Here is a 15,860-nt window from a genome sequence, read left to right as displayed (position 1 = left end):
GCCTGAACCGCCCTAATCGTGCGCCACGCCGAGATAGGCGTCGATCACATCCTGGTTGCGCCGCACCTCGTCCGGCGGCCCGTCGCCGATCTTCTTGCCGTAATCGAGGACGACGACACGGTCGGAAAGGTCCATGACCACGCCCATGTCGTGCTCGATGAGGGCGATGGTCGTGCCGAACTGCTGGTTCACGTCGATGATGAAGCGGCTCATGTCCTCCTTTTCTTCAACGTTCATGCCGGCCATCGGCTCGTCGAGCAGGAGCAGCGCCGGCTCGGCGGCGAGCGCCCGGCCGAGCTCCACCCGCTTCTGCAGGCCATAGGGCAGCCGGCCGACCGAGGTCTTGCGGATGTGCTGGATTTCGAGAAAGTCGATGATCCGCTCCACCACCTCCCGGTGTTCGATCTCCTCGCGCTCCGCCGGGCCACGCCAGATCGCCTGCCAGAACATGTTCTTTTTCATCTTCGTCAGGCGCCCGGTCATGATGTTGTCGAGCGTCGACATGCCCTTGAAGAGGGCGATGTTCTGGAAGGTGCGGGCGATGCCCTCATTGGCGATCTGGTGCGGCTTCAGGGCCTTGCGCTTCTTGCCGCGGAACCAGATCTCGCCCTCCTGGGGGTGGTAGAAGCCGTTGATGACGTTGAGCATCGACGTCTTGCCGGCGCCGTTCGGCCCGATGATGGCGCGGATCTCGCCCTGTTTGATGTCGAACGAAATCGCCGTGATCGCCTTGACGCCGCCGAAGGACAGTGAGACGTCTTCGACGCGAAGCAGCACGTCGCCCTTCTGGCCGGCATCGGCGTCGCGGATCTGACCCGGGTCGACGAAGGCCATCACTCCGCCGCCTCCCGCGCGCCGGGAGCAGAGGGCACCTCGGCCATGTCGCGAATTTCCACCGTCGCGCGGATCTTGCCGGTGCGGCCGTCCTCGAAAGTCACTTCCGTCTCGACATATTTCTCGTCCGAGCCGTCATAGAGCGCCTCGATCAGCGGCGCGTAGCGCTCGGCGATGAAGCTCCGCCGCACCTTCTGGGTCCGGGTCAGTTCGCCGTCGTCGGCATCGAGCTCCTTGTGCAGGATCAGGAACCGGCGGATCTGCGAGCCGGCCATCGCCTCCTCGGCTACAAGGTCCCGGTTCACCGACGCGACGTGCTCCTCGACCATGCCGTAGACGTCCGGGTGCGCGGCGAGCTCCTGGTAGCTGCCATAGGAGACGTTGTTGCGTTCCGCCCAGTTGCCGACGGAGTTGAGGTCGATGTTGATGAAGACGGTGGCGTAGTCGCGGCCGTCGCCGAAGGCCACCGCTTCCTTGATGTTGGGGAAGAACTTCAGCTTGTTCTCGATGTATTTCGGCGCGAACAGGCTGCCGTCGGTGAGCTTGCCGACGTCCTTGGCCCGGTCGATGATCTTGAGCTGGCCGTCCTTGGCGAAGAAGCCGGCGTCGCCCGTGTGCACCCAGCCGTCTTCCGTCTGCGCCTCGCGGGTCGCCTCCTCGTTCTTGTAATAGGCGACGAACTGGCCGGGACTGCGGAAGATCACCTCGCCGCTCGAGGCGATCTGGATCTCCACATTCGGCGCCGGCGGGCCGACCGTGTCGGCGCGCACATGGCCGTCGGCATGGGCGGTGACGTAGAGGAACGCCTCGGTCTGGCCGTAGAGCTGCTTCAGGTTCATGCCGAGTGAGCGGTAGAAGGAAAAGAGGTCCGGGCCGATCGCCTCGCCGGCGGTGTAGGCAACACGGATGCGCGAAAAGCCGAGGACGTTCTTCAGCGGTCCGTAAACCAGCAACTCGCCGAGCCCGTAGAGCAGCCGCCCGGTAAGCGGCACGCGCTCGCCGTTGAGGATCCGCTCGCCATATTTTTTTGCGACGCCGAGAAAGTAGTGGAACATCCGCTGCTTCAGGCGGCCGGCATCCTCCATGCGGATCATCACCGTCGTCAGATTGTTCTCAAACACCCGCGGTGGCGCGAAATAGAAGGTCGGGCCGATCTCGCGCAGATCCTGCAGCACCGTCTCCATCGATTCCGGACAGGCGATGCAGAAGCCCGCGACCATGCCCTGCGCATAGTTGAGATAGTGATCGCCGACCCAGGCGAGCGGCAGATAGGCGAGCGCCTCGTCCCGGTCGGTGAGCTTGTCGAAGGCAACCGTGTCGCTGGCCGCGGCGATGCAGCGTTCGCCGGAGAGCATCACGCCCTTGGAGCGGCCGGTCGTGCCGGAGGTGTAGAGCATGATGGAGATGTCGGAGCCCTTGCCGGCGTCGATCTCGGCAAGCCAGGCCTCGGCCGCACCGGGGTCGCTTTCCAGCCGCCGCCGGCCGATCTCCTGGACGTGGGTGAAGGGGTGCAGCCGCGCATGGTCGTAGTCGCGCAGGCCCCGCGGGTCGTCGTAGATCACCCGCTCGATGGTCGCCGCCCGGTCGCGGACGGAAAGGATCTTGTCGACCTGCTCCTGGTCTTCGACAACCGCGAAGGTGACGTCCGCATCAGCCAGCACCTGGGCCAGTTCCTCGGCCACCGCATCGGCATAGACCGGCACCGGCACGCCGCCGAGCGCCTGCGTCGCCATGATCGCCCAGTAGAGGCATGGCCGGTTGGAGCCGACGATCGCGACCCGGCTGCCGCGCTTGAAGCCCAGCTCCTGAAAGCCCAGCCCGAACGCCCGCACCTCATCGGCGACCTCGGACCAGGTCCAGGTCTGCCAGATGCCGAGGTCCTTTTCGCGAATGGCGGGCCGGTCTCCCCGGATCCGAGCGTTACGCAGCAACAGCTTCGGAAACGTATCCTCTGCTGGCGAAGCGGCGGCAACCGCATCGGCCATGGCGTCTCCTATCCCTCTGACGCCTGCATTTTTGAGCCGCAGGCTTTTTATTTGCCCTCAACTAAATCCGACCGCCGGTCGCAAATCAAGGGCTAAATAAAGGAGAGAATCCGCCACCGCTATCGGCCGGAAAAGCGCCATCGCCTGGCGCTGTCAGCGTTTTTTTACACCAATACTCCGTATTGTCGACATACCGAATATCGCTTTATTTGCAGCGCAGAAGTAAATGCTGCGTCGCAGCAAGCGGGCGGTTCAGGGAGCGCCGCGATTACTCCGCGGCCTGGCGGACCGCAGTGCCGCCGCTGCGGAAATCGGAAAGCAGCGTTTGCCGCGCCGCTTCAGCGCGTTTCACCGATGCCTCCTTGACGTGGCCGTAGCCGCGCACGAGGTCCGGATAGCCGGCAAGGGCGACGGCCGCGGCATGAGTGTCGGCCGTCAGTCCTTCGGCGATCTCGCCGAGAACCGCCTCGTAGTCGGCAAGGAGCCGCCGTTCCATGCGCCGTTCCGCGCTGCGCGAAAAGGGATCGAGGAGGCCACCGCGAAGCCGGCGGAGCGGCGCGAGAAACCGCATCGCCCCCATCAGCCAGGCCCCGAACCGAGCCTTCTTCAGATGGCCCGTGTCCGGGTCGCTGGTCGCGATCACCGGCGGCGCCATGTGGAATTCCAGCTTGTCCCAGCTTGAAAAATGCCGGGCGAGCTCCCGCTCGAAGACGCCGTCGGTGAAGAGCCGCGCCACCTCGAATTCGTCCTTGATCGCCATCAGCTTGAAGAGGTTGCGGGCGACGGTATCGAGAAGCGCGTCGGAGCCGGGAACCGCCGCCGCTGCGGCCTTGCGGATCGGCGCCAGCGCCGCCTCGAAACGCGCCGCATAGGCGGCATCCTGGTAGTCGGCCAGGGTCGCGACGCGCCGGGCAATAGCCTCCTCGACGCTTTCCGACATCCGCCGGTAGTCCGCGCCGCCGGCCGGGCGGGCCCGCGCCGCAACCTTTTCCGGATCGTGGGCGGCAAGCCGGCCCCAGCGGAACGCCGACTGGTTCATGTCGACGGCAACGCCGTTGAGCGCGATCGCGTCCATCAGCACCGTCTCGGCAAGCGGCACGGCGCCGGTCTGGAAGGCGTAGCCGAGCATGAACATGTTGGTGGCGATGGCATCGCCGAACAGCCTTGTGGCCAGCCTCTGGGCGTCGACGAAATGGCTGTTGCCCTCGGCGCAACGTTCCGCGATCTCCGCTTCCAGCCGCCGCATCGGCAGGGTGAAGTCGGTATCGCGGGTGAAGTCGCCGGGCAGCGTCTCCTGGGTGTTGACGACGGCAACGGTCTTTTGCCGAGCCATGCCGGAAAGCACCTTGGACGAACCGGCAACGACGATATCACAGGCAAGCACCAGGTCGGCATCGCCCGCCGGCACGCGGATCGCGGCGATGTCCTCCGGCCGCGGCGCAAGGCGGATGTGGCTGGTCACCGCCCCGCCCTTTTGCGCAAGGCCGGCCATGTCGATGATCCCGCAGCCCTTGCCGGCAAGGTGCGCGGCCATGCCGAGGATGGCGCCTATGGTGACGACGCCGGTGCCGCCGATGCCGGTGACCATGATCGCGTAGTTGCGCTCCAGCGGCCGGAGGACGGGCATCGGCAGGTCGGCAAAGACCTCGCGGTCATCGCCCGCCGTGCCCGCGTCCTTCCTCAGCTTGCCGCCATGGACGGTGACGAAGCTCGGGCAGAAACCGTTGAGGCAGGAAAAATCCTTGTTGCAGGCCGACTGGTCGATCTGCCGCTTGCGCCCGAATTCGGTCTCTACCGCCTGGATCGCGACGCAGTTGGACTTGACCCCACAATCGCCGCAGCCCTCGCAAACCCGCTCGTTGATGAAGACGCGCCGATCCGGATCGGGAAACGTGCCGCGCTTGCGCCGGCGGCGCTTTTCGGCCGCACAGGTCTGGTCGTAGATGACGACCGAAAGGCCTTTTGTGGCCGCGAATTGCTTTTCCACTGCGATCAGGTCGTCGCGGTGATGCACCGTGGTGCCGGCCGGCCAGGCCATACCGGCCGGGTACTTGTCCGGCTCGTCGGAGACGACGGCGAGCTTGGTGACGCCGATCGCCGCCACCTGCCGGGCGATCTCGTCGACGGTAAGGTCGCCGTCATGGGCCTGGCCGCCGGTCATGGCGACGGCATCGTTGTAGAGCAGCTTGTAGGTGATGGTGACGCCGGCCGCCTTTGCCGCCCGGATCGCCATCATGCCGGAATGGTTGTAGGTGCCGTCGCCCATGTTCTGGAAGACGTGCCCGCGCGTGGAGAACGGCGCCTCGCCGACCCAGTTGGCGCCCTCGCCGCCCATCTGGGTGTAGCCCTCCGTCGAGCGGTCCATCCACTGCGCCATGTAGTGGCAGCCGATGCCGGCATAGGCGCGCGAGCCGTCCGGGACGACGGTGGAGCGGTTGTGCGGGCACCCCGGGCAGAAATAGGGGATGCGCTCCGCGATATCGACGGTGGCCGCAAGCCGCTCCTCGGCCGCCTCCAGCGCTGCCACGCGGGCCGCAAGGTCCTCGCGGGCGGCATAGGCGAGAACGCGCCTGCCGATGGCGATCGCGATCCGGTTCGGATCGAGCGCGCCCTTGGCCGGAAACAGCCAGCAGTCGTCTTCGTCCTTCTTGCCGTAAATCGCCGGCTTGTTGGCCGTGTTGTAGAGGATGTCCTTGAGTTGCGGCTCGATCAGGCCGCGCTTTTCCTCAACGACGAGGATGGTTTCCAGGTCGTCGGCGAACTGGCGCGCGCCCTCCGGCTCCAGGGGCCAGGTGCAGGCGACCTTGTAGAGCCTTATGCCGAGATCGGCGGCGATGACCTCGTCGATGCCGAGGGAATCGAGAGCTTCCAGCACGTCGAGATAGCTCTTGCCGGAGGTGGCGATGCCGAGCCGCGCCGTGCGTCCGCCGGAATAGATGGTCCTGTCCAGCCGGTTGGAGCGGATGAAGGCGAGCGCTGCCGGCAGCTTGAACTCGTGCAGTCGCGGCTCCTGGACGATGCGGTCGTCGCCGGGCCGGATGTTGAGCCCGCCGGCCGGCAGCTCGAAATCGTTCGGCGCCACGATCCGCACCCGGTCGATGGAGCCGTCCACCGTGCCGGTCGACTCGATCGTATCCTTCATGCATTTGAGGCCGACCCAGAGGCCGGAAAAGCGCGACAGGGCCCAGCCATAGAGGCCGTAGTCGAGCACCTCCTGGACGCCGGCCGGGCTGAGGATCGGCATCATCGCGTCGACCAGGGCGAATTCGGACTGGTGGACGGTGGTGGAGGATTCCGCCACATGGTCGTCGCCCATCAGCACGAGGACGCCGCCATGGGGCGAGGTGCCGGCGAGGTTGGCGTGGCGGAAGACGTCGCCGGAGCGGTCGACGCCCGGCCCCTTGCCGTACCAGATGCCGAAGACGCCGTCGAAGCGCCCCTCGCCGCGCATCTCCGCCTGCTGGGCGCCCCACACGGCGGTGGCGGCGAGATCCTCGTTGAGCCCGGCCTCGAAGTGGATGTCGCGCCCGGCAAGCAGCGAGCGCGCGCGCCAGAACTGCTGGTCGACGGCGCCGAGCGGGGAGCCGCGATAGCCGCTGATATAGCCGGCCGTGGCATAGCCGTCGCGGCGGTCCCTCTCCTGCTGCATCAGGCAGAGCCGGACCAGCGCCTGCGTGCCGGTCGTGAAGATCCGCGACTGGTCGAGATCGTATTTGTCGCTGAGGGCCACTTGCCGCTGGGCCATGGGGCTACTCCCGTACTGGTCGCTTTCGAGTGGTTGCACCCGACGACCGCATTTCTTGGTTATGTTGGGCAGAACCGGACCTTGGCAACGGCAAGGCCCCCCGTCAATTCAAAGGATCAAGGGAGTTTGAATGTGATGGCCGACACCGCGCTCTCGCCTGCGGAACGGGATGCCGCAACCGATGCGATCGTCGCCTGGTTCGAGGCGGAACTCGGTCAGGAGATCGGCCGCTTCGATGCCGGCTTCCTGCTCGATTTCTTCCTGAAGGAAATCGGGCCGATGTTCTACAACCGCGCGCTCTACGACGCCCAGGCGATCCTTTCAAAGCGCCTCGATTCGATTTCCGAGGCGATTCTCGACCTGGAAAAGCCGGGCGGCATCGGCCCCGGCTGACGCGCGATCCCGGCCGATCCGTGGCTGGGATGTCGCCCGCATTGTCGCCGCTGGCCGATAAAAAAATAGGTCGCCAGGCAAGGAATCCCCTGCGCCGCGAGCCTTTTTGCGCGGTGTCCGACAAGGTGCCGGTCGCTTTTTCGCCCGATATCCCTATATAATACGAAGGTGTTTAACGCCGTGTTGGCCTGACTTTTCTTGGCAAAAACATGCCGGGGCCGGGTTGGAAATGCGGCACCGCTACCATTTCGCGAAAGAAATCTGGAACGCAAACCGTGACGGATGTAGGATGCATCCGTTGTCAAGGGCGGCGCGATGCCCGGTCTCGCAGCGCCGCCGATGATGTCGTCGGGTCCCCATGCCGAGCGCTTCGGCAACGACACCGGCTTCGCCCTCGCGACGGCATGCGTTGATCAGCAAAGACACCAGCAGACCGCTGGGATCGGCGTGTCCGCCAGGACATGTCGCGATTACCGCGCTTTCCCTTCGAAAGCGGCCGGATTTTCGAGCGCCATTCCCTCCAGCAGCGGACGTGCCCGGAGCCCGGCCCGTCCACTGCCAACCGCCCCGGAATTCAACAACCACGGAACCCGAAAATGCTGCACCAGGAAGACAAACACTTTGCCAAGCCGAACAAGACACCCTCCCGCGCCAACAAGGCCGATGCGATAACCGTCGCCGTGCGGGAAATCATCACGGCCGAAACGACCGCGCGGAACGCGAAAACGGAACGCCTGAGGCAGCTTCGTCTTGAAAGACAGGCCGCCGAGGAAGCCGACGCGGCACAGGCCGCGGCGCTTGAGCCGAAGAAAAAGCGCAAGGCCCCCGCCAAGCGCGCGTCTCGCGCAAAGACGGTGAAAGCCTGACGGACTATCGGACAGGAGCGCTTCGCCGCCCACCTGGCAAGACACCGAACCCGTTGAAAGGGGTCCGTGCATGCTGATCCGATACGGCTACGACATCACCCTGACCTGCACCCAGCCGACGCCGATGATCAGCCTGCTCGCCGTACATGACGAACGGCGCCAGGACGTGCACGCCCCGGAACAGATCGTCACCACGCCGCCGGTCGGGATCAGGACCTATCGCGACCTCTACGGCAACACCTGCCGCCGCTTCGTGGCGCCGGCCGGCGATCTTTCCCTGTGGGGCGACGGCACGGTGGCGGACGATGGCCAGCCCGACCCGGTCGACTGGAACGCTGCCGAGGCGCCGGTCGCCGAGCTGCCCGACGACAGCCTGGTCTACCTGCTCGGCAGCCGCTATTGCGAAACCGACCGGCTCAGCCAGACGGCCTGGGACATGTTCGGAACCGTCGCGCCGGGCTGGGGCCGGGTTCAGGCGATCTGCAATTTCGTCAACGGCCACATCGCCTTCGACTACCTGAGCGCGCGCGCGACACGCACCGCCCATGAAGCCTTTCATGAGCGCGTCGGCGTCTGCCGCGACTATGCCCACCTGGCGATCGCGCTCTGCCGCTGCATGAACATCCCGGCCCGCTACGTGAACGGCTATCTCGGCGACATCGGCGTGCCGATCCTCGACCCGATGGATTTCAGCGCCTGGATCGAAGTCTATATCGGCGGACGCTGGATGACGTTCGATCCGCGCAACAACATGCCGCGCATCGGCCGCATCGTCGTCGCCCGCGGCCGCGACGCCGCCGACGTCCCGCTCATCAACTCCTTCGGGGCCCATACCCTGAAGGCGTTCAGGGTCTGGACCTACGACGTCACGAGCCTCGCATCGACGACGCCGGCCGGCAGCGGCTGACAAGCCTGCCGGACCATGGCACAGCGTCTACGGCCCGTAGACGATCGTCGGCAGCCAGGTCGCCAGCGACGGCCAGTACCACAGGACCGCAAGTGCCAGCACCTGGATCATCACGAACGGGATGATGCCGATATAGATGTCGGACGTCCGCACTTCCTTCGGCGCCACCCCCCTCAGATAGAACAGCGCAAAGCCGAAGGGCGGCGTCAGGAACGACGTCTGCAGGTTGACGGCCATCATGATGCCGAGCCACACCGGGTTCATCGGCTCGCCGTTCGGCATTTCCATCTGCAACAGGATCGGCGCCACCAGCGGCACGACGACGAAGACGATCTCCAGGAAATCGAGGAAGAAGCCGAGCACGAACATCAGCGCCATGACGGCGATCATCGCGCCGACCGCACCGCCCGGAATGCCGGTCAGGAATTCGTGCACCATGTCGTCGCCGCCAAGGCCCCGGAAGACGAGGCTGAAGAGGGCCGCGCCGATCAGGATGATGAACACCATGGCGCTGACCTGGGTCGTGGAGCGCACCACCGGCACCAGCACGTCCTGGTCCCAGACCCGCCACAGCGAGACGATCAGCCCCCAGGTGATGCCGGCGCAGAACAGGACGGCGGCCCAGATGCCGATCTGGTCGGCCTCAGGGATATCGTTGCGCGCGACCCGAAGGTCCATGTAGCTCGTCAGCACGAGGATGCAGATCAGCGACAAGACGGCGACGTAGATCGCCAGCGGCCGCTCCTCGTCGAGCCGGTAGCCGGCGAGCAGGATGGCGCCGACGGCGCCGACGGCGGCCGCCTCGGTCGGCGTCGCGATGCCGGCAAGGATCGAGCCGAGGACGGCGATGATGAGGACGATCGGCGGCACCAGCGCGTGCAGGATCTGCATCACCGTGACGTCGCCGGCCTCTTCCATCGGCATGGCCGGAGACGACTTCGGCTGGGTGATCGCCATGAAGATCTGGTAGAGCATGTACATGCCGACCAGCACCAGACCCGGGATCAGCGCGCCGGCAAAGAGATCGCCCACCGACACCGTGTCCGGCGAGAAGATGCCCATGTCGAGCTGGGCCTTCTGGTAGGCGTTGGAAAGCTGGTCGCCGAGAATGACGAGCACGATCGAGGGCGGGATGATCTGGCCGAGCGTGCCGGCCGCGGCGATGGAGCCGCAGGCAAGCCGCGGGCTGTAGCCGCGCTTCAGCATGGTCGGCAGCGACAGCAGCCCCATGGTGACGACGGTGGCGCCGACGATGCCGGTCGAGGCGGCAAGCAGCGCCCCGACGATCGAGACGGAAAGGCCGAGGCCGCCGCGCAGCCGCCCGAACAGCCGGCCCATGGTCTCAAGCAGCTCCTCGGCGACCTTGGAGCGCTCCAGCATCACGCCCATGAAGACGAACAGCGGCACCGCGATCAGCACCTCGTTGATCATGGTGCCGAAGATGCGCTGCGGGAACGCCGACAGGAACGACGGGTCGAACGCGTTGAAGGCATAGCCGAGGAGCGCGAAGATGAGGGCGGTGCCGGCGAGCGTGAAGGCGACCGGGAAACCGGCCATCAGCAGCACGCAGACGACGGCGAACATCAGGATGTCGAGGGCCTGGGAAAAAGCTTCCAAAATCGGCCCCTCAGTCGTGGTGGTGGCTGAGCGCCACCAGTTCATCGGTGTCGCCGGAAAGCGCCAGCAGCGAATGCAGGATCATGGAAACGCCCTGCAGGCCCATCTGCACGGCAAAGACCATGATCGCGGTCTTCAGGAGAAAGACGCCCTGGATGCCGGAGGTCTCCTTGGAGCCCTCGAACACCGCCCAGGAGCCGGCGACATAGTCCCGCGACACCCAGACGATGAGGATGCAGACCGGGATCAAGAGGAAGGCCGCACCGAGAAGGTTGACGAGTGCCTTTTTCGCCGGCGCCGCCTCCCGGTAGAAGATATCGACCCGGACATGGCCGTCGTTGCGCAGCGTGTAGGCGGCGGCCAGCATGAAGTTGAAGGCGTGCATATAGACGATCAGTTCCTGGGCCCAGATCGAGCCGACCCCGAAGACGTAGCGCCCGACGACGATGGCGAACTGCAGAAGCACGATGAACAGCGCGAACCAGGCAACGAATTTGCCGATGGCGCTGTTGACCGCGTCGATTGCCTGCGCAAGGCCGCGCATGCCCCGCCTCCCTCACCGGCCGGTTCTGAAAGACCGGGATGCGACCCGCGCCCGGCCGGCGGCGGCGGATCGAAAAAGGCCGGCGCGGAGGCGACAGGCATCCGCGCCGGCATGTGTGCGATGAAAACGAGCCCTAGCCGAACAGCGCCTTGGAACGGGCGTTGAGATAGGCCTTCTCGCCGATGTCGTTCCAGCGGCCGACATTGTTGCGGGCCTTGTGGAAGCTCTCCAGCACGCGCTTGCCCATGTCGTCGTCGGCGGACTCGTCGACGACCTCGTCGCAGACCTTGGCGACGGCTGCCCAGACGTCCTCGGGGAATTCGCGCAGCGTCACGCCGTGCTTGTTGACCAGCGTGTCGAGCGCGTTGCCGTTATTGGCGTTGAACTCGGAGTACATCATGTTGGTCTCGGCATGCGCGGCACCCGCGAAGATCGCCTTGTCGCTGTCGCTGAGCTTGTCCCAGACGCCCTTGTTGATGCCCATGCTGAGGCCCGAGCCCGGCTCGTGGAAGCCCGGCCAGTAGTAGTATTTGGTGATCTTGTAGAAGCCGAAGGCCAGGTCGTTCCAGGGACCGACCCACTCGGTCGCGTCGATGGCGCCGGACTGCAGCGACGGGAAGATCTCGCCGCCGGGCAGCGACACGGCCGTCGCGCCGAGCCGGCGCAGCACTTCGCCGCCAAGGCCCGGAATCCGCATCTTCAGACCCTTCAGGTCTTCCAGCGAATTGATTTCCTTGTTGAACCAGCCGCCCATCTGGACGCCGGTATTGCCGGCGATGAACGACTTGACGTTGAAGCCGGCGGACAGCTCGTCCCACAACTCCTGGCCGCCCATGTGGTTGATCCAGGCATCGAGTTCGGCGGCGGTCAGGCCGAGCGGCACCGCGGCGAAGAAGTTGAACGCCTTGTGCTTGCCCTGCCAGTAATATTCGGCGCCATGGTAGAGGTCGGCCGTGCCGGTGGAGACGGCATCGAAGGATTCGAACGCCGGGACCAGCTCGTTGGCTGCATAGAGCTTGACGGTGATGCGGCCGTCGGTCATCGCGGTGATGCGATCGGCGACGCGCTGGGCGCCGGTGCCGAGGCCGGGGAAGTTCTTCGGCCACGTCGTGACCATTTTCAGTTCCATATTGCCCTGCGCGATGGCAGGGGCGGCGAGCGTGGAAGCCGCGGCACCACCGGCCGTGGCGAGTCCCGCCTTCTTCAGAAATGAACGACGATCCATTGGTATCCTCCCTGGGAAACGAATTTCGGAGACGGCGAGCAGGTTGTCCCGCTTCCTTAAAGCCCCCGCCGGCCCGTAAACCACCTGCGGCAGCATGGCCGAGAGTTAAACCGTAACTTCACGGATGGTACAAGGGCAATAGCGCTTGATTGGCCAAGATATCTAACCACTTGGACCGGAGGCATTTCGACGCAAATACTTGGCCCCGCAGCGATCCGGCAGGCCTCTCGCCAGTCGCCGGGAAATGTGCGAAGGATGATCCGACCGGGCCGGCACCCCCGCCGGCCACCTCAGGGATTCTGGCCAAAAAGATTCTGGCCAAAAAGATTCTGGATTGAAGAGCGATGCAAGACAGGCCTCCGCTCGTGCTGGTCACGGCAGACGTCAAGGAACTGGACACCTATCGCTGGCACGCGACGGTCTCCACCTACATCAACGCGGTTGCCGTCGGCGCCGGCGCGATCCCCCTGATCCTGCCCTCCCTCGGCGAGGACATTGACGTCGATGCCGTACTCGACCGGGTCGACGGCGTGCTCGTCACCGGCTCGCGCAGCAACGTCCATCCCTCCAATTACGCGGTCGAGGAGAACGACGACTTCGCCCCCTTCGACCGCGAGCGCGACATGACGACCCTGCCGCTGATCGCCCAGGCGGTGGAGCGCGCGGTGCCGCTGTTCGTCATCTGCCGCGGCTTCCAGGAACTGAACGTCGCCTTCGGCGGCACGCTGGCGACCGAGATCCAGCGCCAGCCCGGCCGGCTCGACCACCGCGCCCCGCAGTCCGACGACCACGACGTCCGCTTCGCGCTCGCCCATGACGTCGCCCTGAAGGAGGACGGCGTCATCGCCGGCATCGTCGGATCACCGACCATCCGGGTGAATTCCCTGCACCGCCAGGCCGTCGACCGGCTCGCCGACATGCTGGTTCTGGAGGGCACGGCGCCCGACGGGACCATCGAGGCGGTTCGCGTGCGCGATGCCAAGGGCTTTGCCATCGGCGTCCAGTGGCACCCGGAATACTGGGTGACGAGCGACGAGCCCTCCAAGCGCCTCTTCAAGGCCTTCGGCGATGCGGTGCGCGAGCGCCAGCGCCTGACCCAGGGCGGCATTGCAGGCAGCCAGGCCGCGGAATAGGCGGCGGATCGCGGCGCCTCTCGCAAAGCCTCTGGCCTCCGGCAACACCTCTGCTACTCTGTCGCAAAACGACTTGGCAGGGGGAACCAGATGTCCGCCCATCACCCGGACGACGATCACTCGCATCTCGACGCCATGACGCTGAGGGTCAGGGCGCTGGAAACGGTGCTGACGGAAAAGGGCTATGTCGACCCGGCCGCCCTCGATGAGCTGATCGACATCTACGAGAACCGCGTCGGCCCGAAGAACGGCGCCCGCGTCGTCGCCCGCGCCTGGTCCGATCCGGCCTATCGCGCCCGGCTGATGGAAAACGGCACCGAGGCGATCCGCGAACTCGGCTATGCCGGCCGCCAGGGCGAGCACCTCGTCGTCGTTGAGAACACGCCCGGCGTCCACAACATGGTCGTCTGCACGCTGTGCTCCTGCTACCCGTGGCCGGTGCTCGGCCTGCCGCCCGTCTGGTACAAGTCCGCGCCCTATCGCTCGCGCGCCGTCAACGATCCGCGCGGCGTCCTTGCCGAGTTCGGCGTGGAACTGCCCGAAGGGACCGAGATCAACGTCTGGGACTCCACCTCCGAGATGCGCTACCTGGTGCTGCCGATGCGCCCGGAAGGCACGGAGGGCTGGAGCGAGGAGGACCTTGCCGCGCTCGTCACCCGCGACGCCATGATCGGCACCGGCCTGCCCCTCTCGCCGGAAGAGGTGCCGGCATGACCACCGTGCACGACATGGGCGGCGTCCACGGCTTCGGCGCCGTAGAACCCGAGGCGGACGAGCCGATGTTCCACGCCGAATGGGAACGGCGTGCCTTTGCCGTCACACTCGCCTCCGCCACCCCCGGCGGCTGGTCGATCGACGAAAGCCGGTTCACCCGCGAAAGCCTGCCGCCTGCCGAATACCTGACGTCGAGCTACTACGAGATCTGGTTCGCCGGCGTGGTGAACCTCCTGAAGTCCCGCGGCCTCGTCACCGACGAAGAGCTTGCCGCCGGCCACGCCCTGGAGCCGCCGAAGCCGAGCGTGAAGGCGTTGAAGGCGGCGGACGTCGCCGCGACCCTCGGCCGGGGCGGGCCGACCGAGCGCGAGGCAACAGCGCCGGCCCGCTTCAAGGTCGGCGACCGGGTCGTCACCAGCCGCGCCAACCCGCCGACCCATACCCGCCTGCCGCGCTATGCCAGGGGCCGCATCGGCACCATCCACCGGGTCCACGGCGTCCACGTCTTTGCCGACAAGAACGCGATCCACGCCGGCGAAAACCCGGCCTGGCTCTACAACGTCCGCTTCGAGACGGGCGAACTCTGGGGTCCGGACGCGCAGAGCCCCGGCGCCGTCCATTGCGACCTCTGGGAGCCGCACCTTGAGGCCGCGTGAGGCGTCAGCGCTCGACGCGCTCCCCGCCCTGCCCCGCGACGACGACGGCCCGGTCTTCGCCGAGCCCTGGCAGGCGTCCGCCTTCGCCATGACCCTGGCCCTCAGCGAGAGAGGCGTCTTTTCCTGGGCCGAATGGGTCGACACCTTTTCCGGCGAACTGAAGCGCGCGGCCGAGGCCGGCACGCCCGACGACGGCAGCCGCTACTACCACCACTGGCTCGCCGCCCTGGAACGCCTGATCGCCGAAAAGGGCCTCGCCGATCCCGCCATTCTGGTGGATGCGCGCGACGCCTGGGACCGCGCGGCAAAGGCGACGCCCCACGGCAAACCGATCGGGCTGAGCCCCGACGACCTTGCCCGTATCCGCGACGCCGGTTGACAGGACGTCCCTGCCAATGGAAAATTGGCCAACGATTCCAAACAATTACATAAGGGGAGATATGTCATGAGCAAGATCAAGGACGAAGTGCTTGCCGCCAACGAGGCCTACGCCGCCGACTTCGGCGACAAGGCCAATTTGCCGATGCCGCCGGGCCGCGGCTTTGCCATCCTCACCTGCATGGACGCCCGCCTCGATCCGGCGAAATATGCCGGCCTCGCCGAGGGCGACGCCCATGTCATCCGCAATGCCGGCGGGCGCGCCAGCGACGACGCCATCCGCTCGCTGGTGATCTCGCACAAGCTGCTCGGCACCAATGAGTGGTTCGTCATCCACCACACCGATTGCGGCATGGAGACCTTCACCAACGAGGTCATGGGCGAGCTTCTGTCGAAGAGCCTCGACACGGCCACGGTCGACGACAGCGGCTGGCACGACACCGGCGCCGGCCCGGGCTCCGAGGAAGGCCGCTACATCAACTGGCTGACGATTTCCGACCAGGCCAAGAGCGTGCGCGGCGACGTCGCCCGCATCAAGGGCCACCCGCTGGTGCCGAAGGACATCCCCGTCCACGGCTACATCTACGACTGCAAGACCGGCAAGCTGGTCGAGGTCACCGGCTGACCGATTGCCGATCGGCTATTGAAAAGAGAGCCGGCGTCGCAGGGCGCCGGTTTTTCTTTGTGATTTCGCCCGGGATACCAATTCGCCGCGCTTGCACAATGGTGGCATCAGCGACGTCCGCACTCCGATCGCATCCCACTCCGCGTCATTGCCGGGCTTGACCCACTACTGTCCGGTCTAATTTTGTAGACAGGGTGCATGGCATTGATTCTACTTGGTTTCAGACGTTTCGCGGCGT

General features: G+C 65.9%; 14 protein-coding genes. 8 read left to right on the top strand and 6 right to left on the bottom strand.

Features of this window, described 5'->3' with window-relative positions; translation table 11 throughout:
• Nucleotides 1-12 precede the first annotated feature (12 nt).
• The 3 genes from CH339_RS15860 to CH339_RS15850 all read right to left on the bottom strand — a co-directional run bounded on the left by CH339_RS15860 (nucleotide 13) and on the right by CH339_RS15850 (nucleotide 6,564).
• The gene (locus tag CH339_RS15860) at nucleotides 13-834 is read right to left on the bottom strand and encodes an ABC transporter ATP-binding protein (protein ID WP_111435349.1); all 822 of its coding nucleotides are present in this window, start codon (nucleotides 832-834) and stop codon (nucleotides 13-15) included.
• Nucleotides 834-2,819, bottom strand: a complete 1,986-nt coding sequence (locus CH339_RS15855; RefSeq protein WP_111435348.1) for an AMP-binding protein — start codon at nucleotides 2,817-2,819, stop codon at nucleotides 834-836. Before CH339_RS15855 ends, CH339_RS15860 begins: the two co-directional genes overlap by 1 nt.
• A 268-nt stretch (nucleotides 2,820-3,087) precedes the next feature.
• Nucleotides 3,088-6,564, bottom strand: a complete 3,477-nt coding sequence (locus CH339_RS15850) for an indolepyruvate ferredoxin oxidoreductase family protein (protein WP_111435347.1) — start codon at nucleotides 6,562-6,564, stop codon at nucleotides 3,088-3,090.
• A gap of 135 nt (nucleotides 6,565-6,699) precedes the next feature.
• On the opposite strand from CH339_RS15850, the gene CH339_RS15845 reads away from it, so the two are divergent.
• The 3 genes from CH339_RS15845 to CH339_RS15835 all read left to right on the top strand — a co-directional run bounded on the left by CH339_RS15845 (nucleotide 6,700) and on the right by CH339_RS15835 (nucleotide 8,730).
• Nucleotides 6,700-6,957, top strand: a complete 258-nt coding sequence (locus CH339_RS15845) for a DUF2164 domain-containing protein (RefSeq protein ID WP_111435346.1) — start codon at nucleotides 6,700-6,702, stop codon at nucleotides 6,955-6,957.
• 596 nt (nucleotides 6,958-7,553) lie between these two features.
• Nucleotides 7,554-7,823, top strand: a complete 270-nt coding sequence (locus tag CH339_RS15840) for a hypothetical protein (RefSeq protein WP_111435345.1) — start codon at nucleotides 7,554-7,556, stop codon at nucleotides 7,821-7,823.
• Nucleotides 7,824-7,893: 70 nt separating this feature from the next.
• Entirely contained in the window at nucleotides 7,894-8,730 is an 837-nt protein-coding gene (locus CH339_RS15835; protein WP_111435344.1) for a transglutaminase-like domain-containing protein, read from the top strand.
• Between the two features lie 27 nt (nucleotides 8,731-8,757).
• On the opposite strand, the gene CH339_RS15830 is transcribed toward CH339_RS15835, so the two are convergent.
• The 3 genes from CH339_RS15830 to CH339_RS15820 form a co-directional block, all read right to left on the bottom strand.
• Nucleotides 8,758-10,314: a TRAP transporter large permease gene (locus CH339_RS15830; RefSeq protein WP_244668999.1), complete on the bottom strand. Its 1,557-nt coding sequence runs from the start codon at nucleotides 10,312-10,314 to the stop codon at nucleotides 8,758-8,760.
• A gap of 43 nt (nucleotides 10,315-10,357) precedes the next feature.
• Entirely contained in the window at nucleotides 10,358-10,891 is a 534-nt protein-coding gene (locus CH339_RS15825) for a TRAP transporter small permease subunit (RefSeq protein ID WP_111435342.1), read from the bottom strand.
• Nucleotides 10,892-11,024: 133 nt separating this feature from the next.
• The gene (locus CH339_RS15820) at nucleotides 11,025-12,116 is read right to left on the bottom strand and encodes a TRAP transporter substrate-binding protein (RefSeq protein ID WP_111435341.1); all 1,092 of its coding nucleotides are present in this window, start codon (nucleotides 12,114-12,116) and stop codon (nucleotides 11,025-11,027) included.
• Nucleotides 12,117-12,460: 344 nt separating this feature from the next.
• Here CH339_RS15820 and CH339_RS15815 point away from each other — a divergent pair, with 344 nt between their 5' ends.
• The 5 genes from CH339_RS15815 to CH339_RS15795 all read left to right on the top strand — a co-directional run bounded on the left by CH339_RS15815 (nucleotide 12,461) and on the right by CH339_RS15795 (nucleotide 15,622).
• Nucleotides 12,461-13,249: a gamma-glutamyl-gamma-aminobutyrate hydrolase family protein gene (locus CH339_RS15815; RefSeq protein ID WP_111435340.1), complete on the top strand. Its 789-nt coding sequence runs from the start codon at nucleotides 12,461-12,463 to the stop codon at nucleotides 13,247-13,249.
• Nucleotides 13,250-13,339: 90 nt separating this feature from the next.
• Nucleotides 13,340-13,963 carry a nitrile hydratase subunit alpha gene (gene nthA / locus CH339_RS15810; protein WP_111435339.1) on the top strand — a complete coding sequence of 208 codons (624 nt, stop codon included), beginning with the start codon at nucleotides 13,340-13,342 and terminating at the stop codon, nucleotides 13,961-13,963.
• A complete protein-coding gene (nthB, locus tag CH339_RS15805) occupies nucleotides 13,960-14,619 on the top strand; it encodes a nitrile hydratase subunit beta (RefSeq protein WP_111435338.1) in 660 nt (219 codons plus the stop codon). Before nthA ends, nthB begins: the two co-directional genes overlap by 4 nt.
• Nucleotides 14,606-14,998: a nitrile hydratase accessory protein gene (locus tag CH339_RS15800; RefSeq protein ID WP_111435337.1), complete on the top strand. Its 393-nt coding sequence runs from the start codon at nucleotides 14,606-14,608 to the stop codon at nucleotides 14,996-14,998. The genes nthB and CH339_RS15800 overlap by 14 nt, the downstream gene beginning before the upstream one ends.
• 66 nt (nucleotides 14,999-15,064) lie before the next feature.
• Entirely contained in the window at nucleotides 15,065-15,622 is a 558-nt protein-coding gene (locus CH339_RS15795) for a beta-class carbonic anhydrase (RefSeq protein ID WP_111435336.1), read from the top strand.
• Nucleotides 15,623-15,860 lie beyond the last annotated feature (238 nt).

This window comes from Rhodobium orientis (assembly GCF_003258835.1).
In the GTDB taxonomy this organism is placed as follows: Bacteria; Pseudomonadota; Alphaproteobacteria; order Rhizobiales; family Rhodobiaceae; genus Rhodobium; species Rhodobium orientis.
Note: the sequence above shows the minus strand (reverse complement) of the source record. Positions and strands in the feature narration are given on the sequence as shown.